Below are 19,097 nucleotides of genomic sequence, written 5' to 3' on the forward strand. Positions count from 1 at the left end.
TCAGTCGACCTCCTCGACCGTCACGAGGTGGCGGACGGTGTGCACCATGCCGCGGAACTCGGGACGGTCCTCCTTGACGACCACGTCGTTCAGGCGCTTCAGCCCGAGCGAGCGCAGGGTCTCACGGTGGTTCTGCTTGCTGCCGATGTACGACTTCGTCTGCGTGATCTTGAGGCGAGCCATTACGCACCCGCCCCCGCACGCGCACGAAGCAGAGCCGCGGGGGCGACGTCCTCGAGCGGCAGACCGCGGCGGGCCGCGATCTCCTCGGGACGCTGCAGGCCCTTCAGGGCCTCCACGGTCGCGTGCACGATGTTGATCGCGTTGTCGGAGCCGAGCGACTTCGACAGCACGTCGTGGATACCGGCGCACTCGAGCACGGCGCGCACCGGACCACCGGCGATCACACCGGTACCCGGGGACGCGGGCTTGAGCAGCACGACGCCGGCAGCCTTCTCACCCTGGATGGGGTGGGGGATGGTGCCCTGGATACGGGGGACCTTGAAGAAGTGCTTCTTGGCCTCCTCAACACCCTTGGCGATGGCGGCCGGCACCTCCTTGGCCTTGCCGTAACCGACACCCACGGTGCCGTCACCGTCGCCCACCACGACCAGCGCGGTGAAGCTGAAGCGACGACCACCCTTCACAACCTTGGCGACGCGGTTGATCGCGACGACGCGCTCGACGTACGCGGTCTTCTCGGCGGCAGCAGCGCCGCCGTCACGGCCCTTCCGGTCCCGCCGCTCGCCGCCACCGGCACCGCCACCGCGGCGCTGGGGTCCAGCCATTGGAATTACCTCTCTCTTTTTCCGCTAGCTACGGCAGGCTCAGAACTTGAGCCCGGCTTCGCGGGCGGCGTCCGCCAGGGCGGCGATGCGCCCGGCGTACTGGTTGCCACCACGGTCGAATACGACAGCCTCGACACCGGCGGCCTTGGCACGCTCGGCGACCAGGGCGCCGACCTGCTTGGCCTGCGCGGACTTGTCGCCCTCGCCACCGCGGACCGACGTGTCCAGGGTGGACGCCGACGCCAGGGTGTGACCCTTGATGTCGTCGATCACCTGGGCCACGATGTGGCGGTTCGAGCGGGTAACGACCAGACGGGGACGCTCCGCCGTACCGGAGATCCGCTTGCGGATCCGGATGTGACGGCGCTTGATCGCGGCGCGCTTGTAGGCGTCGCCCTTCAGGATCTTCTGCCCGTATGCCATGGCTTACTTACCCGCCTTTCCGACCTTGCGGCGGATGACTTCGCCCTCGTACTTGACGCCCTTGGCCTTGTACGGGTCGGGCTTGCGCAGCTTGCGGATGTTGGCCGCGACCTCGCCGACCTTCTGCTTGTCGATGCCCTCGACCGAGAAACGGGTCGGGGCCTCGACCTTGAAGGTGATGCCCTCGGGGGCCTCGACCAGGATCGGGTGGCTGTAACCGAGCGCGAACTCGAGGTTCGAGCCCTTGGCGGTCACGCGGTAACCGACACCGCTGATCTCGAGCTTCTTCACGTAACCCTGGGTCACGCCGGTGATCATGTTCGCCACCAGCGTGCGGGACAGGCCGTGCAGGGCCTTGCTCTGACGCTCGTCGTTGGGGCGGGTCACCTGGAGAGTGCCGTCCTCGCCCTTGGCGATGTCGATCGGTGCCACGACGGTGTGGGTCAGCGTGCCCTTGGGGCCCTTGACCGACACGGTCCGGCCGTCGATGGTGACGTCCACGCCGGCGGGAACCGCGATGGGGAGCTTGCCGATGCGCGACATAGCTGTTTCCTCCGTTCCCTTCTGCTACCAGACGTAGGCGAGGACTTCCCCACCCACGCCCTTCTTGCCGGCCTGCTTGTCGGTGAGGAGCCCGTGCGACGTGGAGATGATCGCCACGCCGAGGCCGCCCAGCACCTTCGGCAGGGAGGTGGACTTCGCGTACACCCGGAGACCGGGCTTGGAGATCCGCTTGATGCCCGCGATGGAGCGCTCACGGTTCGGGCCGAACTTCAGCTCGAGGGTGAGGTTCTTGCCGACCTCGGCGTCCTCGACGCGCCAGCCGGTGATGAAGCCCTCCTGCTGGAGGATCTCCGCGATGTGAGACTTGATCTTGGACGCCGGCATCGTCACGGAGTCGTGGTACGCCGAGTTCGCGTTCCGCAGACGCGTCAGCATGTCTGCGATCGGATCAGTCATGGTCATGAATTGGCCTGTGGCCTCTCTCGCCGGGGTTTCCTGGTGCGCCATCCCTCTCCCCGATCCGAGACGGGACGGGTGCGGCGCGGTGGACCTACGGCGTAGTAAGTCGTACGGGCGACCGTCAGGCGCCCAACCCTCCAAGCCTAAGCCATGAAGAGGTGGGCGCCTGACACGCCCATTGCTTACCGAGAGCCTCCGGAACCCCTAAATAAGGGGTTTACCAGGAGCTCTTGGTCACGCCCGGCAGCTCGCCACGGTGAGCCATCTCACGAAGGCACACGCGGCAGAGGCCGAACTTGCGGTACACGGAGTGCGGACGGCCGCAGCGCTGGCAGCGGGTGTACGCGCGCACACCGAACTTGGGCTTGCGAGCAGCCTTAGCGATCAGAGCCTTCTTCGCCATCTCGCTCACGCCTCCTTGAACGGGAAGCCGAGGTGACGAAGGAGCGCGCGGCCCTCAGCGTCGTTGGTCGCCGTGGTGACCACGGTGATGTCCATACCCCGGACACGGTCGATCTTGTCCTGGTCGATCTCGTGGAACATGACCTGCTCCGTGAGACCGAAGGTGTAGTTGCCACGGCCGTCGAACTGCTTGGGGGACAGACCACGGAAGTCGCGGATGCGCGGCAGCGCGAGCGACAGGGTGCGGTCCAGGAACTCCCACATGCGGTCGCCACGGAGCGTGACGTGGGCACCGATCGGCTGACCCTCACGCAGCTTGAACTGCGCGATGGACTTGCGGGCCTTGGTGACGGCCGGCTTCTGACCGGTGATCTGGGTCAGGTCGCGGATCGCGCCCTCGATCAGCTTCGAGTCACGGGCGGCGTCGCCGACACCCATGTTGACCACGATCTTGACGAGGCCCGGGATCTGCATGACGTTCTCGTACTTGAACTCGTCACGCAGCTTGCCCGCGATCTCCTCGCGGTACTTCGTCTTGAGACGCGGAGTGGTGGTGGTAGCCATCAGATGTCCTCACCCGTCCGCTTGGCAACGCGGATCTTGTTGCCCTCGTCGTCGAAGCGGTAACCGACACGCGTGACGACCTTCTGGCCGTCCTTCTCCACGACCAGCTGGACGTTGGAGACGTGGATCGGGGCCTCGGTCGTGACGATGCCACCGGCCTGCGAGCCCTTGGCGGTCGGGCCGGCCTTGGTGTGCTTCTTGACCCGGTTGACACCCTCGACCAGGACGCGGTCCTCGCGGGGGAAGGCCGCGATGACCTTGCCCTGCTTGCCCTTGTCCTTACCGGTGATGACCTGGACCAGGTCGCCCTTCTTGATCTTCATGCTTACAGCACCTCCGGCGCGAGCGAGATGATCTTCATGAACTTCTTCTCGCGCAGCTCACGGCCGACCGGGCCGAAGATGCGGGTGCCGCGAGGGTCGCCGTCGTTCTTCAGAATGACGGCGGCGTTCTCGTCGAAGCGGATGTACGAGCCGTCCGGACGGCGGCGCTCCTTGACGGTGCGAACGATGACCGCCTTGACGACGTCACCCTTCTTCACGTTGCCACCGGGGATCGCGTCCTTGACGGTGGCGACGATGACGTCACCGATGCCCGCGTAGCGGCGACCGGAGCCACCGAGCACACGGATGCAAAGGATTTCCTTCGCACCAGTGTTGTCGGCGACACGCAGTCGCGACTCCTGCTGGATCACGTCTATCTCCTGTTTGTCTGCCGGTTCCCCGGGAGCCGCTCAGTCGAGCGGCTCCCGGAGCCTGGCGGAACTGTCCTGCGAGGGATGCCCCGCAGGAGACTTACTTGGCCTTCTCGAGGATCTCGACGACGCGCCAGCGCTTCGTCGCGGACAGCGGCCGGGTCTCCATCAGGAGGACACGGTCGCCGACACCCGCGGCGTTCTGCTCGTCGTGCGCCTTGAGCTTGTTCGTACGGCGGATGACCTTGCCGTACAGCGCGTGCTTGACGCGGTCCTCGACGGCGACGACGACGGTCTTGTCCATCTTGTCGCTGACGACGAGACCCTCACGGGTCTTGCGGAAGCCGCGCGCCTCTGCGTTCTCAGTCACGTTGTTCTCGCTCATCAGGCGTTCTCCACCGTTTCGATGCCCAGCTCACGCTCGCGCATCAGGGTGTAGATCCGCGCGATGTCCTTGCGGACCGCCTTCAGACGGCCGTGGTTCTCGAGCTGACCCGTCGCCGCCTGGAAGCGGAGGTTGAACAGCTCTTCCTTGGCCTCGCGGAGCTTAGCCAGAAGCTCCTCGTTGCCCAGCTCGCGCAGCTCGGACGCCTTGGTGCCGACCGACATCACGCTTCACCTGCCTCGCGCTTGACGATCCGGCACTTCATCGGCAGCTTGTGGGCTGCGCGGGTGAGGGCCTCACGGGCGATCTTCTCGTTCGGGTAGGACAGCTCGAACATGACCCGTCCCGGGTGCACGTTCGCGATCCACCACTCCGGCGAACCCTTACCGGAACCCATGCGGGTCTCGGCAGGCTTCTTGGTGAGGGGACGGTCCGGGTAGATGTTGATCCAGACCTTGCCGCCACGCTTGATGTGGCGGGTCATCGCGATACGGGCCGCCTCGATCTGGCGGTTGGTCACGTACGCCGGCGTGAGGGCCTGGATGCCGTACTCGCCGAACGCGACCGTCGTACCGCCCTTGGCCTCACCACGACGCTTCGGGTGGTGCTGCTTGCGGTGCTTGACCCTACGGGGGATCAGCATGTCGGTCAGGCCTCCGTTCCGGTGCTCTCAGCCGGAGCGGCGGCGGGAGCCTCGGCCTTGGGGGCCTCGGCAGCAGCCTGCTGCGGCTTACGACCGCGACCGCCACGCTCGCCACCGCGGCCACCGCGGGCCGGGCGGTCGGCGCCGCCACGGGCCGGGCGGTTGCCGGCGCGGGCAGCGGCGTTCTCGGCGCGGACCTCGGCGATGTTCTTGACGTCGCCCTTGTAGATCCAGACCTTCACACCGATGCGGCCGAAGGTCGTCTTGGCCTCGAAGAAGCCGTAGTCCACGTTCGCGCGGAGCGTGTGCAGGGGCACACGGCCCTCGCGGTAGAACTCCGAGCGGGACATCTCGGCGCCGCCGAGACGGCCACCGCACTGGATCTTGATGCCCTTGGCGCCGGCCTTCATGGCGGACTGCATGCTCTTGCGCATGGCCCGACGGAAGGAGACGCGGGAGGAGAGCTGCTCGGCGACGGCCTGGGCCACCAGCTGAGCGTCCGTCTCCGGGTTCTTGACCTCGAGGATGTTGAGCTGGACCTGCTTCTTGGTCAGCTTCTCCAGGTCGCCGCGGATACGGTCGGCCTCGGCGCCGCGGCGGCCGATGACGATGCCCGGACGCGCGGTGTGGATGTCCACGCGGACACGGTCACGGGTGCGCTCGATCTCCACCTTCGAGATGCCGGCGCGCTCCATGCCGGACGTCATCATCCGACGGATGGCGACGTCTTCCTTGACGTAGTCCTTGTACGACTTGTCGGCGTACCAGCGGGACTTGAAGTCCGTGGTGATGCCGAGCCGGAACCCATGCGGGTTAACCTTCTGGCCCATTACCGGGTCCCTTCCTTGCTGCTGACGACCACGGTGATGTGGCTGGTCCGCTTGCGGATCCGGTAGGCGCGGCCCTGGGCGCGCGGCCGGAACCGCTTCAGGGTCGGGCCCTCGTCGACGTATGCCTCGCTGATGACCAGCGAGGAGGCGTCCGTGTGGTCGTAGTTGTGCGCGGCGTTGGCGATGGCGCTGTCGAGCACCTTGCCGACGGGCACGGAGGCTGCCTGCGGAGCGAATCGCAGAACAGCCTGGGCCTCCGTGGCGTCCATGCCACGGATGAGGTCCACCACACGGCGGGCCTTCATGGGCGTGACGCGGATGTACCGCGCCTGGGCCCTGGCTTCCATGGTTGTCCCTTCAGAGTTACTTACGTGTCTGAATGCGATCCGCTGCTAGCGGCGCTTCGACTTCCGGTCTTCCTTGACGTGACCCCGGAAGGTACGCGTCGGCGAGAACTCGCCGAGCTTGTGACCGACCATCGACTCGGTGACGAACACCGGGATGTGGGTCTTGCCGTTGTGCACCGCGAGCGTGTGGCCGAGCATGGCCGGCACGATCATGGAGCGACGGGACCAGGTCTTGATGACGTTCTTGGTGCCGGCTTCGTTCTGGGCGTCCACCTTCTTGATCAGGTGGTCGTCGACGAAGGGCCCCTTCTTGAGACTGCGCGGCATCTAAACCCGCTCCTAGCGCTTCTTGTTCGTCTTGCGGCGGCGGACGATGTACTTGTTCGAAGCCTTCTTCGGCGAACGAGTACGACCCTCCTTCTGACCCCACGGGGAGACCGGGTGGCGACCACCGGAGGTCTTGCCCTCACCACCACCGTGCGGGTGGTCGACCGGGTTCATCGCGACACCACGGACGGTCGGGCGAACGCCCAGCCAGCGCTTGCGGCCGGCCTTGCCCCAGTTGATGTTGCTCTGCTCGGCGTTGCCGACCTCGCCGACCGTGGCGCGGCAGCGCTGGTCGACCAGGCGGATCTCACCGGAGGGCATGCGGAGATGGGCCATCGAGCCCTCCTTCGCGAGCAGCTGCACGGAGGCACCGGCGGAGCGGGCGAACTTGGCGCCGCCACCGGGACGGAGCTCGATCGCGTGGATCGTGGTACCGACCGGGATGTTGCGGAGCGCCAGGTTGTTGCCCGGCTTGATGTCGGCCCCGGGACCGTTCTCGACGCGGTCACCCTGCTGCAGGTTGCGCGGGGCGAGGATGTAGCGCTTCTCGCCGTCGGCGTAGTGCAGCAGCGCGATGCGCGCGGTGCGGTTGGGGTCGTACTCGATGTGCGCGACCTTCGCCGGCACGCCGTCCTTGTCGTGACGACGGAAGTCGATCACTCGGTAGGCGCGCTTGTGTCCGCCACCCTGGTGGCGAACGGTCACACGACCGGCGTTGTTACGGCCGCCCTTGCTGTGCAGGGGGCGGACCAGCGACTTCTCCGGCGTGGACCGCGTGACCTCGACGAAGTCGGCGACGCTGGAGCCACGACGGCCCGGCGTAGTCGGCTTGTACTTGCGGATTCCCATTTTTCAGTCCTCGTCCGATATCGGACGATCCGACCCGCTTACGCGGTCGGACCGCCGAAGATGTCGATACGGTCGCCCTCGGCAAGGGTCACGATCGCTCGCTTGGTGGCGGCGCGCTGACCGAAGCCGGTCTTGGTGCGCTTGCGCTTGCCGATGCGGTTGATCGTGTTGACCCCGGTGACCTTGACCGAGAAGACCGCCTGGACGGCCTGCTTGATCTGGGTCTTGTTGGCGTTCGGGTCGACGATGAACGTGTACTTGTTCTCGTCGAGGAGCGCGTAGCTCTTCTCCGACACGACCGGCTTCAGCAGCACGTCACGGGGGTCCGTGTACGCCTTGCTGGGCGCGGTGACGACGGTGTTCTTGCCCTCGGAGGCGTGGCGCCTCGCCTTGGCGACGCGCGCGGCCTTCGCGGCCTTGGCGGCCTTCGAGGCGATGGAGGGGTGACGGATGGCCATCAGACCTCAGTCCCTTCGGTGTCGTTGGCCTTCGGGCCGGCGACGAAGGACTCGAGAGCGGCCTGGGTGAAGACCACGTCGTCCGAGACGATCACGTCGTACGTGTTCAGCTGGCCCGGCTCCAGGATGTGCACCTGGGGCAGGTTGCGGGCGGACAGCCACGCGGCCTCGTCGCTGCGCTCGGCGACGAGCAGCAGGTTCTTGCGCTCGCTGATCTTGCCGAACAGCGTCTTCGCGGCCTTGGTGGAGATGTCGCCGTCGACCACGCCGGTGACGACGTGGATGCGGTTGTGGCGGGCCCGGTCGGTGAGGGCGTGACGCAGGGCGGCAGCCTTCATCTTCTTGGGGGTCCGCTGCGAGTAGTCGCGCGGCACGGGGCCGTGCACGACGCCACCGCCGGCGAACTGGGGCGCGCGGGTCGAGCCCTGACGGGCGCGGCCGGTGCCCTTCTGGCGGTAAGGCTTCTTGCCACCACCACGGACTTCGCCACGGGTCTTGGTCTTGTGCGTGCCCTGGCGGGCAGCCGCGTTCTGCGCGACGACGACCTGGTGGATCAGCGGGATGCTGACCTTCTCCACGCCGAAGATCTCCGCGGGGAGCTCGACGCTACCGGTCTTCTCGCCGGCAGGCGAAAGGATGTCAACAGTGCTCATCGGTTACCTCAGGCCCCCTTGGCCGCGGTGCGGACCAGGACGAGGCCGCCGTTCGGACCGGGGACGGCGCCCTTGATGAGCAGCAGACCCTTCTCCGCGTCAACGGCGTGGACGGTCAGGTTCTGGGTGGTGACACGCTCGTTGCCCATGCGACCCGCCATGCGGAGGCCCTTGAACACGCGGCCCGGGGTGGCGCAGCCACCGATGGAACCGGGCGAGCGGTGCTTGCGCTGGGTGCCGTGACCGGCGCCGAGGCCCTTGAAGTTGTGACGCTTCATGACACCGGCGAAGCCCTTGCCCTTGCTCTTGCCGGTCACGTCGACCTTGATGCCGGCCTCGAACACCTCGGCGGTGATCTCCTGGCCGAGGGTGTACTCGCTGGCGTCAGCGGTACGGATCTCGACGAGGTGGCGGCGGGGAGTGACGTCGGCCTTGGCGAAGTGGCCCTTGAGGGGCTTGTTCACCTTGCGCGGGTCGATCTCGCCGAAGGCGATCTGGACGGACTCGTAGCCGTCCGCGTCGTTCGTACGAACCTGGGTCACGACGTTCGGGCCGGCCTTGACGACGGTGACCGGAACAACACGGTTGTTCTCGTCCCACACCTGCGTCATGCCGAGCTTCTCGCCCAGGATGCCCTTGATCTGCTTAGCCATTCTCAGATCACCGACCCTCAGAGCTTGATCTCGATGTCGACACCGGCCGGGAGGTCGAGTCGCATCAGAGAGTCAACGGTCTTGGGCGTCGGGTCGAGGATGTCGATCAGGCGCTTGTGCGTGCGCATCTCGAAGTGCTCGCGCGAGTCCTTGTACTTGTGCGGCGACTTGATGACGCAGTACACGTTCTTCTCAGTGGGCAGCGGCACCGGGCCCGCGACCGACGCACCAGTGCGGGTCACCGTCTCGACGATCTTCTTCGCCGAGGAGTCGATGACCTCGTGGTCGTAGGCCTTGAGCCGGATGCGGATCTTCTGTCCCGCCATGGCTACTCAGTAGTCCTTTGTCTTCTTCGCTCTGGAGCCCGCCGGCTTCCGTTTCCTCCGACCCACGCGGTCGGGCGTGTCGCGCTCCCGCTGACAAAGATGTCCCTTGTTCGAACATCCCTACGGGAATGCACACGGCCCTTCCGGTACCGCAGGCCGGGGGCGGAAGGCCCACCGGGCGCCTGGCCGCTGCCGCACTGCGCTTCCCGAAAGATTCCCGTACGTCCGCCCCAGCGCTGCCGTGAGGCAGTTAGGGCGACGAGTACTGTGGGACTCGCTTCCGGTCCTCCCGGCGGGAGGCGCACAGCATCAACACTCGACCGAGCAACCCCGCTAGTCTGCCATACGGGGCAGGGCCTCCGCCAATCGAGCCGGAGACAATACCCCGGACGTGACGCAGGTCAAACCAAGCGGGCCGCCGGCCCCGGCGATGTCCTTACACTCCCCTTACATTCTGACCAGGGGGCTGGATCATGACATCGACGTCGCCACCGCACAGATCACCGAGCCGATCCCGCAGACGGGCCGCACGCGCCGCCGTGGTCGCCGGTGCGGCGACCCTGCTGCTCGCCCTCGTGCCCGTGCCGGCCCAGGCGCACCGGGACGGCTGCCACCGCTGGCACTCCTGCCCGTCGGACACGGGTTCGTACGTCTGCGGCGACCTCGGCCACGACACCTACTGCGGCGGGACGGGCGACAGCGGTACGTCGCCGTCCGCGTCGCTGGACCTCACCGCCCCGCGCCGCCCGAAGGTGGTCCGGCCGCACGCGGGCCGGGGCGGCAGGGTCGCCCTGACGGTCACGGCGGAGCGCGGGTCCCGCATCGAGGTCGCCGAGACGGACGAGTACGGCCAGCCCGGTGACGTCGTCGCGAAGGCCACCGCGACCGGCGGCGCCCAGACCGTCGACTTCACCGCCGCGAGCGGCTCGCACACCTACACCGTCACGGCCACCGACGCCGCCGACAACACCAGCGACCCGGTCGACGCGTTCACGCTCGATGTCGACGCGGAGGCCCCGGCCGTCAGCGGCTTCACCGTGGGTGCGGCCGACGCGGCGACCGCGAGCTCCGCGGTGGCCTTCACCTCGGAGGACGGAGCGGCGTACAGGCTGACCGTCGTCGGCCGCGAGGAGGCGTTCACCGGCACCGTCGGGGACGGCGCGGACACCCTGCTCACGCTCCCGGACGGCGACTACACGGTCCGGCTGGCGGTGACGGACGAGGCGGGCAACGTCGGCCGGGCGGAACGGAAGCTCCACGTGGAGCTGGCGGGGCTGGTCCCCCGGGTCGGCGCCGAGCACCGGCGCGGGTCGGGCGACGTCCGGTACACGATCACCGCTCCCCCGCACGCCGACGGCACCCTCACCGCCGACGACGGGGTGGCGCACGCCTTCACCGCGGACGACGGGGGTCTGGCCACGGTGGACCTGCGGCTGCCGGACGGGCACCACGCGGCGCCCGTCGTCGCCGTCACCGACGCCTACGGGCGCACCGGCCGCGCCACGGGCGAGGATCTGACCGTCGACACGGTCGCCCCCGCGCTGAAGGTCGTCTCCGACGGCGAGCGCGCGTCCCACGGGGAGCTGGCCCTGGCGGTCACCACCGAGGCCGGCGCCGAGGTGCGGGTGGCCTACGGCTCGGCCGCCGCCCGCAAGGCGTTCACCTCCACCGGGAAGCCGGGCTCCGTGACCCGGGCTCTGGGGCCGGGCAGCTACACGGTCACGGTCGTCGCCGAGGACGCGTACGGCAACACGACCTCCCGACGGCTCACCGTCGCCGTGGACGACCGCTGGACGGCCGGTGACTGGCTCGCCCTGCTGCTGAAGGCCGTCCTCCCGCTCCTGCTCCTCGCGGGCGCCGCCCACGTCCACCGCCGCGGCCGTCCGGCCCGTGCGGCGCGCCGGGCCGCCCGGGCGGCGGCCGCCCACGAGGGCCTGCTGCGCGACTGGACGCGGGAGCGGGAGCGGCTCGTCGAACTGGCCGAGTTCGCGGCGGAGTTGGGGGAAGAAGAGGGGTCCTCCGGGCGCTGGCTCGCCGAGTGGGGCAGGCGCCGGCGGGACGAGTCGGTGTGGTGGGTGACCGACGCGGATCTGGTGCAGCCCGACAGCACCGGCCAGGCCGGCGCCGCACGTGACTCCGGAACGCTCGTGATCACCGCGCAGCGCGTGCTGTTCTGCGGCCGGAACCGGCGCGAATGGCTCTTCTCCAAGCTGGAGCAGGTCCAACACCTGGGTGAGGACACCACGTTGATGCGGGTGGACAACCGCTCCAACGTCTCGGGGGTCCGCTACCGCCGCGACCCGGCGCGGACACGCCTGGCGATCGAGGCCGCCCTCGCGGACGCCCCCAGCGGGCAGGCTCCCGAGCTGGGCACGGGGCGGGGCGCCCTGCTGCGGCGGGTGCGGGCGGCGGTCGCCGCGCACGACACCCACCGCCCGGCCGTCCCCGACCCGCGCCCTGAGACACCGGCCCCGGCGGGAGCGGTGCCGTGACCCGTCAGAACACGCCGACATCTTCCCCGCACCGCGCCGACCACAGCGCCGGACGAGGTGACGCCGCCGTACACCCAGCGCTGCCGCACGCGCCCTGACCCGTCACCACACATCGACGGCAACCCGGCACCACGTCGACCGCGGTGCCGGTCGCGGCTTCCGGCCGGGGAAGGACGAAGACCGGCAGAGTGACGCCCGCGTCTCACGTCTGCGCACGCGCCCTCGTGAACGCGGCGTCCAGCCCCCTCCTCACCGCCTCCGCCACCGGCCGCTCCACCCACCGGTGCACCGCCCAGCTCAGGGTCAGGAAGCCCGTGAGGACCATCGCCACCAGCAGCCGGGCGTCCATCGTGTCGCGCAGGCGGTTGATCAGGGTGGTGCCGGCCGCGTAGTGCAGCAGATAGAGCGGGTACGTCAGACTGCCCGCCGTCACCAGCCACCGCCAGCGGACCCGGTCCAGCAGACCGAGCGCCACGGCGACCATGAGCAGCAGGAACACGGTGAAGATCAGGACCGCCCCGCGCCAGCTGCCCACGTGTTCCACCTCGTCGATCCGCTGGCCCAGTTCCCTCTGGCCCATCAGCCAGGCCATCGCGAGGACGCCCCACAGGAGCAGGTCCTGGCCGAAGCGGTGCATGAGATAGAGGGCGAGGCCCGCGATGAAGTACCAGGAGGCCTCCGGGTCGGCGATCAGCTCCAGGAGGGGCAGACGGGCGACCGGGGCCAGCATCGCCGCCGCGCCCCAGACGCAGCAGAACAGCACCACCCGGCGGTAGGTGAGCCCGGCCCACACCACCGCGAGGAAGAGGAGGTAGAAGCGGAGTTCGGACCAGAGCGTCCAGTACACGCCGTCGACGTTCCGCACGCCCGAACCGGACTGCAGCATGGTCAGGTTGAGCAGGACGTCCCGCGGGGCGAGGCGCTCCCAGACACCGGGTACGGCCGCCAGGACGGCCGTGGTGAACAGGACCGCGAACCAGTACGCCGGGTACAGGCGGATCACGCGGGAGACGAAGAACTGGCGCGGGGTGCGGCCCCAGCAGGACATGCAGATCACGAAGCCGCTGATCACGAAGAAGATCTCGACGCCGATCCAGCCGTAGGCCGCGAAGTGGAAGACCGTCGGCATGATGTCGGACACCGGGCGGTCCCAGACCTGGTTGCCGGGCTGGTTCACCCGGCGGGTGCCCGCGTAGTGGTGGACGGCGACCATCAGGGCGGCGAGGAGCCGGATGCCGTCGAGGGCGTACAGGCGTGGCCGCCGGCGGCCGGGTGAGGGGGGCGCCGCCGTGGGCGCGGGCTGCGGCTTCGCGGGTCGTCGTATGAGAGGCAGGGCAGACATCGGCGTCAGGCTAGGCCGCTCACAGAAGGCTCATGGGTGACACCGGGCAACGTTCGTCCACGATTCACCCACCGCACACCCGTACGAAAGGCGGCCACCGGGCAGGCGGCCGGGCACGCGAAAGGGCCCGTACGACCGGAGTCGTACGGGCCCCTTCAGAGGCTCAGCTCAGGCTGTGCCACCGATCAGGCGCAAGATCACTTGTTGATCTTGGTGACCTGGCCGGCGCCGACCGTCCGGCCACCCTCACGGATGGCGAACTTCAGGCCCTCTTCCATGGCGACGGGCTGGATGAGCTCCACCTTCATCTCGGTGTTGTCACCCGGCATGACCATCTCGGTGCCCTCGGGGAGGGTCACGACGCCGGTCACGTCCGTCGTACGGAAGTAGAACTGCGGACGGTAGTTGTTGAAGAACGGGGTGTGACGGCCACCCTCGTCCTTCGACAGGATGTAGGCCTGGGCCTCGAACTCGGTGTGCGGGGTGACCGAACCGGGCTTGATGATGACCTGGCCGCGCTCGACGTCCTCGCGCTTGATGCCGCGGAGCAGCAGACCGACGTTCTCACCGGCCTGGCCCTCGTCGAGCAGCTTGCGGAACATCTCGATACCGGTGACCGTGGTGGTGGTCTTCTCGGTCTTGATGCCGATGATGTCGACGGTCTCGTTGACCTTCAGGACACCACGCTCGATACGGCCGGTGACGACCGTACCGCGACCGGTGATCGTGAAGACGTCCTCGATCGGCATGAGGAACGCCTTGTCGACGTCACGCTCGGGCTGCGGGATGGACTCGTCGACGGCCTTCATCAGGTCGAGGACGGAGTTCGTCCACTCGGAGTCGCCCTCCAGCGCCTTCAGCGCGGAGACGCGGACGACCGGCAGGTCGTCGCCCGGGAACTCGTACTCGGAGAGGAGCTCACGGACCTCGAGCTCGACGAGCTCCAGGATCTCCTCGTCGTCCACCATGTCGGCCTTGTTCAGGGCGACGACGATGTACGGAACGCCGACCTGGCGGGCCAGGAGCACGTGCTCCTTGGTCTGCGGCATCGGGCCGTCGGTGGCGGCGACCACGAGGATCGCGCCGTCCATCTGCGCGGCACCGGTGATCATGTTCTTGATGTAGTCCGCGTGACCCGGGCAGTCGACGTGGGCGTAGTGACGGGTCTCCGTCTGGTACTCGACGTGCGCGATGGAGATGGTGATACCACGCTGACGCTCTTCGGGCGCCTTGTCGATGTTGTCGAACGCGGTGGCCTCGTTCAGGTCCGGGTACGCGTCGTGCAGCACCTTGGTAATGGCGGCCGTGAGGGTCGTCTTACCGTGGTCGATGTGACCGATGGTGCCGATGTTGACGTGCGGCTTAGTCCGCTCGAACTTCGCCTTCGCCACTGGGGTCCTCCTGTGGAGTGTGCTGTACGCCTTGGTTCATCGGCGCCAGGTGATCTTTGCTGTTAAGTCCCGGGCCCCGGGTCATTCCGCCACGAATGCGGAGGAACGACCCGCGAGGCTCCGGGGTCAAGCCTAAAGCGTGTGCGCGCGGTGCGTTAAACGCGGTGCGTTACTCGCCCTTGGCCTTCGCGATGATCTCCTCGGCGACGTTCCGCGGAACCTCGGCGTAGGAGTCGAACTGCATCGAGTAGCTTGCGCGACCCGACGTCTTGCTGCGGAGGTCGCCGACGTAGCCGAACATCTCCGACAGGGGCACGAGGCCCTTCACGACGCGGGCACCCGCACGCTCCTCCATGGCCTGGATCTGACCACGGCGGGAGTTGATGTCGCCGATGACCTCACCCATGTAGTCCTCGGGCGTGGTGACCTCGACGGCCATCATCGGCTCGAGCAGCACAGGGCTGGCCTTGCGCGCGGCCTCCTTGAAGGCCTGCGAACCGGCGATCTTGAAGGCGAGCTCGGAGGAGTCGACCTCGTGGTAGCCACCGTCGATGAGCGTGACGCGGACGCCCGTCATCTCGTAGCCCGCGAGGATGCCGAACTGCATGGCCTCCTGCGCACCGGCGTCCACCGAAGGGATGTACTCCTTCGGGATACGGCCACCGGTGACCTTGTTCACGAACTCGTACGACGCGTCGCCGCCCTCGATGGGCTCGATCGCGATCTGCACCTTGGCGAACTGGCCGGTACCACCGGTCTGCTTCTTGTGCGTGTAGTCGACCCGGTCGACCGCCTTGCGGATGGTCTCGCGGTAGGCGACCTGCGGCTTGCCGACGTTGGCCTCGACCTTGAACTCACGGCGCATACGGTCGACCAGCACCTCGAGGTGCAGCTCGCCCATGCCACCGATAATGGTCTGGCCGGTCTCCTCGTCCGAGTGGACCTGGAAGGACGGGTCCTCCTCGGCCAGGCGCTGGATCGCGATGCCCAGCTTCTCCTGGTCGCCCTTGGACTTGGGCTCGATGGCGACCTGGATGACCGGCGCCGGGAAGTCCATGGACTCCAGGATCACCGGGGCCTTGTCGTCGCACAGCGTCTCACCGGTGGTGGTCTGCTTCAGGCCCATGACGGCGACGATGTCGCCGGCGCCGACCGCGGCGATCTCCTCACGCTTGTTGGCGTGCATGCGGTAGATCTTGCCGATGCGCTCCTTCTTGCCCTTGACGGAGTTCAGCACGGCGGTGCCGGACTCCAGGCGGCCCGAGTAGACCCGGACGAAGGTGAGCTTGCCGAGGTGCGGGTCGCTCATGATCTTGAACGCGAGGGCGGCCAGCGGCTCGTCGTCGGACGGCTTGCGCTTGACGACCTCTTCCGCGTCGTTCACGGCGTGGCCCTCGATGGCCTCGACGTCGAGCGGGGAGGGCAGGTAGCGCACGACCGCGTCGAGCAGGGGCTGAACACCCTTGTTCTTGAACGCGGTACCGCAGAACACCGGGGTGACCGTGGTGTCCTTGGACTTGCCGGACGCGATGGTGATACGACGGATCGCGGCGTACAGCTGCTCCACGGAAGGCTCCTCGCCCTCCAGGTACAGCTCCATGATCTCTTCGTCGTTCTCGGCGACGGCCTCGACGAGCTTGCCGCGGTACTCCTCGGCAGCCTCGACGTGGGTGTCCGGGATGTCGACGATGTCGTACATCTCGCCCTTGGTGGCCTCGGCGGACCACACGAACGCCTTCATCGTGACCAGGTCGACGACGCCCTTGAAGTCGGCCTCGGCACCGATCGGAAGCTGCATGACGAGCGGCTGCGCACCGAGGCGGTCGCTGATCATGTCGACGCAGCGGTGGAACTCCGCACCGGTGCGGTCGAGCTTGTTGACGAAGCAGATGCGCGGGACGCCGTAGCGGTCGGCCTGACGCCACACGGTCTCGGACTGCGGCTCGACGCCGGCGACGCCGTCGAACACCGTCACGGCACCGTCGAGCACGCGCAGCGAACGCTCCACCTCGACGGTGAAGTCGACGTGGCCCGGCGTGTCGATGATGTTGATCGTGTGGTCGACGTCCTCGAGCGGCCAGTGACAGGTGGTGGCAGCAGAGGTGATCGTGATGCCACGCTCCTGCTCCTGCTCCATCCAGTCCATGGTGGCAGCGCCGTCGTGGACCTCACCGATCTTGTACGAAACGCCGGTGTAGAACAGGATCCGCTCGGTGGTGGTCGTCTTGCCCGCGTCGATGTGGGCCATGATCCCGATGTTGCGGACCTTGGCCAGGTCAAGTGAAGTGGTAGCCATAAGGCTTCAGTCTTCTCTCGGTCTCGATGTGGGTAGCGACTACCAGCGGTAGTGCGCGAAGGCCTTGTTGGACTCGGCCATCTTGTGGGTGTCCTCGCGCTTCTTCACAGCGGCGCCGAGGCCGTTGGACGCGTCGAGAAGCTCGTTGAGCAGGCGCTCGGTCATGGTCTTCTCGCGACGGGCGCGGGAGTAGCCGACGAGCCAGCGCAGCGCCAGGGTGCTCGCGCGGCCGGGCTTGACCTCGACCGGGACCTGGTAGGTCGCGCCACCGACACGGCGGGACTTGACCTCGATGGTCGGCTTGATGTTCTCGAGAGCGCGCTTCAGCGTGATGACCGGGTCGTTGCCGGTCTTCTCGCGCAGGCCCTCCATGGCGCCGTAGACGATGCGCTCGGCGGTGGAGCGCTTGCCGTTCAGCAGCACCTTGTTGATGAGCGACGTGACAAGAGGAGAACCGTAGACCGGGTCGATGATGACCGGGCGCTTCGGGGCAGGGCCCTTACGAGGCATTTCTTACTTCTCCTTCTTGGCGCCGTAGCGGCTGCGGGCCTGCTTGCGGTTCTTGACACCCTGGGTGTCGAGGGAGCCGCGGATGATCTTGTAGCGAACACCCGGCAGGTCCTTCACACGGCCACCACGCACGAGCACGATGGAGTGCTCCTGCAGGTTGTGTCCCTCACCCGGAATGTAAGCGGTGACCTCGATCCCGCTGGTCAGACGCACACGCGCGACCTTACGCAGGGCCGAGTTCGGCTTCTTCGGGGTGGTCGTGAACACACGCGTGCAGACGCCGCGGCGCTGAGGGGAACCCTCGAGTGCGGGCGTCTTGTTCTTCTCGACCTTGTCCTGCCGGCCCTTACGGACCAGCTGCTGGATCGTAGGCACTACTTCTCCGGTTTCTGTGTGCCGATGTGTACAGCTAACCTGGAACTTCTCCGACCCACGCGGTCGGGTGTGTCGAATCCCGCGGACTTCCGCCGCCAGGCAGCGGGAAGCTCGGATTACGGTGGCCGCTCTCGGCCCCGGCGCGGTCTGACGGCACGCACGAAGGCCAGGGCACACCCCAGGCACAAGGTCTGAGCGTACCCAGCGCAATCACTCCGGTCAAAACAGAAGCCGTACGCCCGACACGCGGCGGTTACGTTCGCGAACCCGATCGCTGCTGTGGTACCGGGGTTTCCCCGCCCTTCGCCTGCGTGTCCCCCGCGGTGTCCCGCGCCGTGTCGCTGCCGACGAAATACGTGGGGCGGTTCTGTACGGCCGTGTAGATGCGGCCCACGTACTCGCCGAGCAGGCCCACGCAGATCAGCTGGACCGCGCCGATGAACAGGACGCCGATGAACAGCGAGGTCCAGCCGGGGACCGTGTGGTCCAGGAAGTGCGCACTCAGGGTGTACGCCATCAGCCCCACGCACACCAGGAACGCGAAGCCGCCGAGCCAGGTGGCGATGCGCAGCGGGGCCGCGGAGAACCCGGTGACGCTGTCCACGGCGAGCCGGATCATCCGGCCCAGCGGGTACTTGCTCTGCCCGGCCGGGCGCGGGGCGCGCTCGTACGTCACCTGCCCGCTGGGGAAGCCGAGCCAGGGCACCAGGAGCCGGTAGACGCGCTGCTGGTCGGGCAGCGCCTTGAGGGCGTCCACGGCGGGCCGGCCGAGCAGCCGGAAGTCACCGGCCTGGGAGGGCACCGCCGGCCCGGCCAGCCGCCGCACCAGCCGGTAGTACAGCCCCGCGGTCCACCGCTTGAAGCCGGTGTCGCTGGCCCGGTCGGCGCGGATGCCGTACACGATGTCGAGCCCCTCGCCCCGGGCCAGGGCGAGCATCTCGGGGATCTTCTCCGGCGGGTCCTGGAGGTCGGCGTCGATACTGACGACGTAGGCGCCGAGGGCGCGGTCCAGCCCGGCGGTGAGGGCGGCCTGGTGGCCGGAGTTGCGGCGCAGGCCGATGATCCGCAGCTCGGGCCAGCCGAGGCGGAAGGCGGCGAGAAGCTGGGCGGTGCGGTCGGTGGAGCCGTCGTCGACCGCGACGACCTCATAGACCTCGCCGAGACCGGCGAGGACCGGACGCAACCGGCTGACCAGCGCCGGAAGGACCTCTTCCTCGTTGTACATGGGTATGACGACCGACAGCACGGTCGCACCGCTCACGGCATCCGGCTCGTTCGTCACGCGCCCTCTCCCTCACCTGTGACGCACATGTGCGACTCTGGTGCGATCTTATGACCACGCTTCACGGTCGTCCGGACCACGGCCCCGACCCCGCCGTCCCGCGA

Annotated in this window: 27 protein-coding genes; 1 reads left to right on the forward strand and 26 read right to left on the reverse strand. The window is 67.9% G+C overall.

Annotated elements, in window-relative coordinates; translation table 11 throughout:
• The 20 genes from rpmD to rpsJ form a co-directional block, all read right to left on the reverse strand.
• Positions 1–183 carry a 50S ribosomal protein L30 gene (rpmD, locus tag U5640_RS18025; protein ID WP_055632353.1) on the reverse strand — a complete coding sequence of 61 codons (183 nt, stop codon included), beginning with the start codon at positions 181–183 and terminating at the stop codon, positions 1–3.
• Positions 183–788 carry a 30S ribosomal protein S5 gene (gene rpsE / locus U5640_RS18030; RefSeq protein ID WP_009190144.1) on the reverse strand — a complete coding sequence of 202 codons (606 nt, stop codon included), beginning with the start codon at positions 786–788 and terminating at the stop codon, positions 183–185. The genes rpmD and rpsE overlap by 1 nt, the downstream gene beginning before the upstream one ends.
• Before the next feature lie 39 nt (positions 789–827).
• Positions 828–1,211 (reverse strand): 50S ribosomal protein L18, encoded by a 384-nt coding sequence (rplR, locus tag U5640_RS18035; RefSeq protein ID WP_055632352.1) that lies wholly within the window; start codon positions 1,209–1,211, stop codon positions 828–830.
• Between the two features lie 3 nt (positions 1,212–1,214).
• Positions 1,215–1,754: a 50S ribosomal protein L6 gene (gene rplF, locus U5640_RS18040; protein ID WP_055632351.1), complete on the reverse strand. Its 540-nt coding sequence runs from the start codon at positions 1,752–1,754 to the stop codon at positions 1,215–1,217.
• 24 nt (positions 1,755–1,778) lie between these two features.
• Positions 1,779–2,177, reverse strand: coding sequence for a 30S ribosomal protein S8 (gene rpsH, locus U5640_RS18045; protein ID WP_055632350.1), 399 nt, complete (start codon positions 2,175–2,177; stop codon positions 1,779–1,781).
• 214 nt (positions 2,178–2,391) lie between these two features.
• A complete protein-coding gene (locus U5640_RS18050) occupies positions 2,392–2,577 on the reverse strand; it encodes a type Z 30S ribosomal protein S14 (protein WP_003956452.1) in 186 nt (61 codons plus the stop codon).
• A 5-nt stretch (positions 2,578–2,582) separates the two neighbouring features.
• Positions 2,583–3,140, reverse strand: coding sequence for a 50S ribosomal protein L5 (gene rplE, locus U5640_RS18055; protein ID WP_055632349.1), 558 nt, complete (start codon positions 3,138–3,140; stop codon positions 2,583–2,585).
• Positions 3,140–3,463 carry a 50S ribosomal protein L24 gene (rplX, locus tag U5640_RS18060; protein ID WP_055632348.1) on the reverse strand — a complete coding sequence of 108 codons (324 nt, stop codon included), beginning with the start codon at positions 3,461–3,463 and terminating at the stop codon, positions 3,140–3,142. Before rplX ends, rplE begins: the two co-directional genes overlap by 1 nt.
• Before the next feature lie 2 nt (positions 3,464–3,465).
• Positions 3,466–3,834: a 50S ribosomal protein L14 gene (gene rplN / locus U5640_RS18065; RefSeq protein WP_003998823.1), complete on the reverse strand. Its 369-nt coding sequence runs from the start codon at positions 3,832–3,834 to the stop codon at positions 3,466–3,468.
• A gap of 100 nt (positions 3,835–3,934) precedes the next feature.
• Positions 3,935–4,219, reverse strand: coding sequence for a 30S ribosomal protein S17 (gene rpsQ / locus U5640_RS18070; protein ID WP_067249205.1), 285 nt, complete (start codon positions 4,217–4,219; stop codon positions 3,935–3,937).
• Entirely contained in the window at positions 4,219–4,443 is a 225-nt protein-coding gene (gene rpmC / locus U5640_RS18075; RefSeq protein ID WP_023547377.1) for a 50S ribosomal protein L29, read from the reverse strand. Before rpmC ends, rpsQ begins: the two co-directional genes overlap by 1 nt.
• A complete protein-coding gene (gene rplP / locus U5640_RS18080) occupies positions 4,443–4,862 on the reverse strand; it encodes a 50S ribosomal protein L16 (RefSeq protein WP_030788270.1) in 420 nt (139 codons plus the stop codon). Before rplP ends, rpmC begins: the two co-directional genes overlap by 1 nt.
• A gap of 5 nt (positions 4,863–4,867) precedes the next feature.
• Positions 4,868–5,692: a 30S ribosomal protein S3 gene (gene rpsC / locus U5640_RS18085; RefSeq protein ID WP_340376809.1), complete on the reverse strand. Its 825-nt coding sequence runs from the start codon at positions 5,690–5,692 to the stop codon at positions 4,868–4,870.
• On the reverse strand, positions 5,692–6,039 hold the full coding sequence (rplV, locus tag U5640_RS18090) for a 50S ribosomal protein L22 (protein WP_004571827.1): 348 nt from the start codon (positions 6,037–6,039) through the stop codon (positions 5,692–5,694). The genes rpsC and rplV overlap by 1 nt, the downstream gene beginning before the upstream one ends.
• A 45-nt stretch (positions 6,040–6,084) precedes the next feature.
• Positions 6,085–6,366: a 30S ribosomal protein S19 gene (gene rpsS / locus U5640_RS18095; protein ID WP_023547380.1), complete on the reverse strand. Its 282-nt coding sequence runs from the start codon at positions 6,364–6,366 to the stop codon at positions 6,085–6,087.
• Positions 6,367–6,378: 12 nt separating this feature from the next.
• Positions 6,379–7,215 (reverse strand): 50S ribosomal protein L2, encoded by an 837-nt coding sequence (gene rplB / locus U5640_RS18100; RefSeq protein ID WP_007494772.1) that lies wholly within the window; start codon positions 7,213–7,215, stop codon positions 6,379–6,381.
• 38 nt (positions 7,216–7,253) lie between these two features.
• Entirely contained in the window at positions 7,254–7,673 is a 420-nt protein-coding gene (gene rplW / locus U5640_RS18105) for a 50S ribosomal protein L23 (protein ID WP_340376810.1), read from the reverse strand.
• On the reverse strand, positions 7,673–8,326 hold the full coding sequence (gene rplD, locus U5640_RS18110; protein ID WP_067249214.1) for a 50S ribosomal protein L4: 654 nt from the start codon (positions 8,324–8,326) through the stop codon (positions 7,673–7,675). Before rplD ends, rplW begins: the two co-directional genes overlap by 1 nt.
• Before the next feature lie 8 nt (positions 8,327–8,334).
• A complete protein-coding gene (gene rplC, locus U5640_RS18115) occupies positions 8,335–8,979 on the reverse strand; it encodes a 50S ribosomal protein L3 (protein WP_007384065.1) in 645 nt (214 codons plus the stop codon).
• Positions 8,980–8,996: 17 nt separating this feature from the next.
• Positions 8,997–9,305 carry a 30S ribosomal protein S10 gene (rpsJ, locus tag U5640_RS18120; protein ID WP_003948644.1) on the reverse strand — a complete coding sequence of 103 codons (309 nt, stop codon included), beginning with the start codon at positions 9,303–9,305 and terminating at the stop codon, positions 8,997–8,999.
• A 473-nt stretch (positions 9,306–9,778) separates the two neighbouring features.
• Here rpsJ and U5640_RS18125 point away from each other — a divergent pair, with 473 nt between their 5' ends.
• Positions 9,779–11,797, forward strand: coding sequence for a hypothetical protein (locus U5640_RS18125; protein ID WP_340376811.1), 2,019 nt, complete (start codon positions 9,779–9,781; stop codon positions 11,795–11,797).
• A 202-nt stretch (positions 11,798–11,999) separates the two neighbouring features.
• Here the strand turns inward: U5640_RS18125 and U5640_RS18130 are convergent, their stop codons facing one another.
• The 6 genes from U5640_RS18130 to U5640_RS18155 form a co-directional block, all read right to left on the reverse strand.
• Positions 12,000–13,139 carry an acyltransferase gene (locus tag U5640_RS18130; RefSeq protein ID WP_340376812.1) on the reverse strand — a complete coding sequence of 380 codons (1,140 nt, stop codon included), beginning with the start codon at positions 13,137–13,139 and terminating at the stop codon, positions 12,000–12,002.
• Between the two features lie 197 nt (positions 13,140–13,336).
• Entirely contained in the window at positions 13,337–14,530 is a 1,194-nt protein-coding gene (gene tuf / locus U5640_RS18135; RefSeq protein ID WP_055632341.1) for an elongation factor Tu, read from the reverse strand.
• Positions 14,531–14,699: 169 nt separating this feature from the next.
• Complete coding sequence (fusA, locus tag U5640_RS18140) at positions 14,700–16,826, reverse strand: elongation factor G (RefSeq protein ID WP_067249221.1); 2,127 nt, start codon at positions 16,824–16,826, stop codon at positions 14,700–14,702.
• Positions 16,827–16,865: 39 nt separating this feature from the next.
• Positions 16,866–17,336, reverse strand: a complete 471-nt coding sequence (gene rpsG / locus U5640_RS18145) for a 30S ribosomal protein S7 (protein ID WP_030788318.1) — start codon at positions 17,334–17,336, stop codon at positions 16,866–16,868.
• 3 nt (positions 17,337–17,339) lie between these two features.
• Complete coding sequence (gene rpsL / locus U5640_RS18150) at positions 17,340–17,711, reverse strand: 30S ribosomal protein S12 (RefSeq protein ID WP_003948652.1); 372 nt, start codon at positions 17,709–17,711, stop codon at positions 17,340–17,342.
• A 253-nt stretch (positions 17,712–17,964) separates the two neighbouring features.
• Positions 17,965–18,993, reverse strand: a complete 1,029-nt coding sequence (locus tag U5640_RS18155; protein ID WP_340376813.1) for a glycosyltransferase family 2 protein — start codon at positions 18,991–18,993, stop codon at positions 17,965–17,967.
• Between the last annotated feature and the right edge of the window lie 104 nt (positions 18,994–19,097).

The sequence above is a fragment of the Streptomyces sp. SS7 genome, assembly GCF_037993025.1.
GTDB lineage: Bacteria > Actinomycetota > Actinomycetes > Streptomycetales > Streptomycetaceae > Streptomyces.

Excerpts from the sequence above, each read along its gene's own strand:
- U5640_RS18125 (WP_340376811.1), top strand. The coding sequence starts at position 9,779 with ATGACATCGACGTCGCCACCGCACAGATCACCGAGCCGATCCCGCAGA.
- rpmC (WP_023547377.1), bottom strand. The coding sequence starts at position 4,443 with ATGTCGGTCGGCACCAAGGCGTCCGAGCTGCGCGAGCTGGGCAACGAG.
- rpsE (WP_009190144.1), bottom strand. The coding sequence starts at position 788 with ATGGCTGGACCCCAGCGCCGCGGTGGCGGTGCCGGTGGCGGCGAGCGG.
- U5640_RS18130 (WP_340376812.1), bottom strand. The coding sequence starts at position 13,139 with ATGTCTGCCCTGCCTCTCATACGACGACCCGCGAAGCCGCAGCCCGCG.
- rpsC (WP_340376809.1), bottom strand. The coding sequence starts at position 5,692 with ATGGGCCAGAAGGTTAACCCGCATGGGTTCCGGCTCGGCATCACCACG.
- rplC (WP_007384065.1), bottom strand. The coding sequence starts at position 8,979 with ATGGCTAAGCAGATCAAGGGCATCCTGGGCGAGAAGCTCGGCATGACG.
- rplW (WP_340376810.1), bottom strand. The coding sequence starts at position 7,673 with ATGGCCATCCGTCACCCCTCCATCGCCTCGAAGGCCGCCAAGGCCGCG.
- rplE (WP_055632349.1), bottom strand. The coding sequence starts at position 3,140 with ATGGCTACCACCACCACTCCGCGTCTCAAGACGAAGTACCGCGAGGAG.
- rpmD (WP_055632353.1), bottom strand. The coding sequence starts at position 183 with ATGGCTCGCCTCAAGATCACGCAGACGAAGTCGTACATCGGCAGCAAG.
- rpsQ (WP_067249205.1), bottom strand. The coding sequence starts at position 4,219 with ATGAGCGAGAACAACGTGACTGAGAACGCAGAGGCGCGCGGCTTCCGC.
- rplV (WP_004571827.1), bottom strand. The coding sequence starts at position 6,039 with ATGGAAGCCAGGGCCCAGGCGCGGTACATCCGCGTCACGCCCATGAAG.
- rpsG (WP_030788318.1), bottom strand. The coding sequence starts at position 17,336 with ATGCCTCGTAAGGGCCCTGCCCCGAAGCGCCCGGTCATCATCGACCCG.
- rpsH (WP_055632350.1), bottom strand. The coding sequence starts at position 2,177 with ATGACCATGACTGATCCGATCGCAGACATGCTGACGCGTCTGCGGAAC.
- U5640_RS18050 (WP_003956452.1), bottom strand. The coding sequence starts at position 2,577 with ATGGCGAAGAAGGCTCTGATCGCTAAGGCTGCTCGCAAGCCCAAGTTC.
- rpsJ (WP_003948644.1), bottom strand. The coding sequence starts at position 9,305 with ATGGCGGGACAGAAGATCCGCATCCGGCTCAAGGCCTACGACCACGAG.
- rplF (WP_055632351.1), bottom strand. The coding sequence starts at position 1,754 with ATGTCGCGCATCGGCAAGCTCCCCATCGCGGTTCCCGCCGGCGTGGAC.
- rplP (WP_030788270.1), bottom strand. The coding sequence starts at position 4,862 with ATGCTGATCCCCCGTAGGGTCAAGCACCGCAAGCAGCACCACCCGAAG.
- rplR (WP_055632352.1), bottom strand. The coding sequence starts at position 1,211 with ATGGCATACGGGCAGAAGATCCTGAAGGGCGACGCCTACAAGCGCGCC.
- rplD (WP_067249214.1), bottom strand. The coding sequence starts at position 8,326 with ATGAGCACTGTTGACATCCTTTCGCCTGCCGGCGAGAAGACCGGTAGC.
- rpsS (WP_023547380.1), bottom strand. The coding sequence starts at position 6,366 with ATGCCGCGCAGTCTCAAGAAGGGGCCCTTCGTCGACGACCACCTGATC.
- rplB (WP_007494772.1), bottom strand. The coding sequence starts at position 7,215 with ATGGGAATCCGCAAGTACAAGCCGACTACGCCGGGCCGTCGTGGCTCC.
- rplX (WP_055632348.1), bottom strand. The coding sequence starts at position 3,463 with ATGAAGATCAAGAAGGGCGACCTGGTCCAGGTCATCACCGGTAAGGAC.
- fusA (WP_067249221.1), bottom strand. The coding sequence starts at position 16,826 with ATGGCTACCACTTCACTTGACCTGGCCAAGGTCCGCAACATCGGGATC.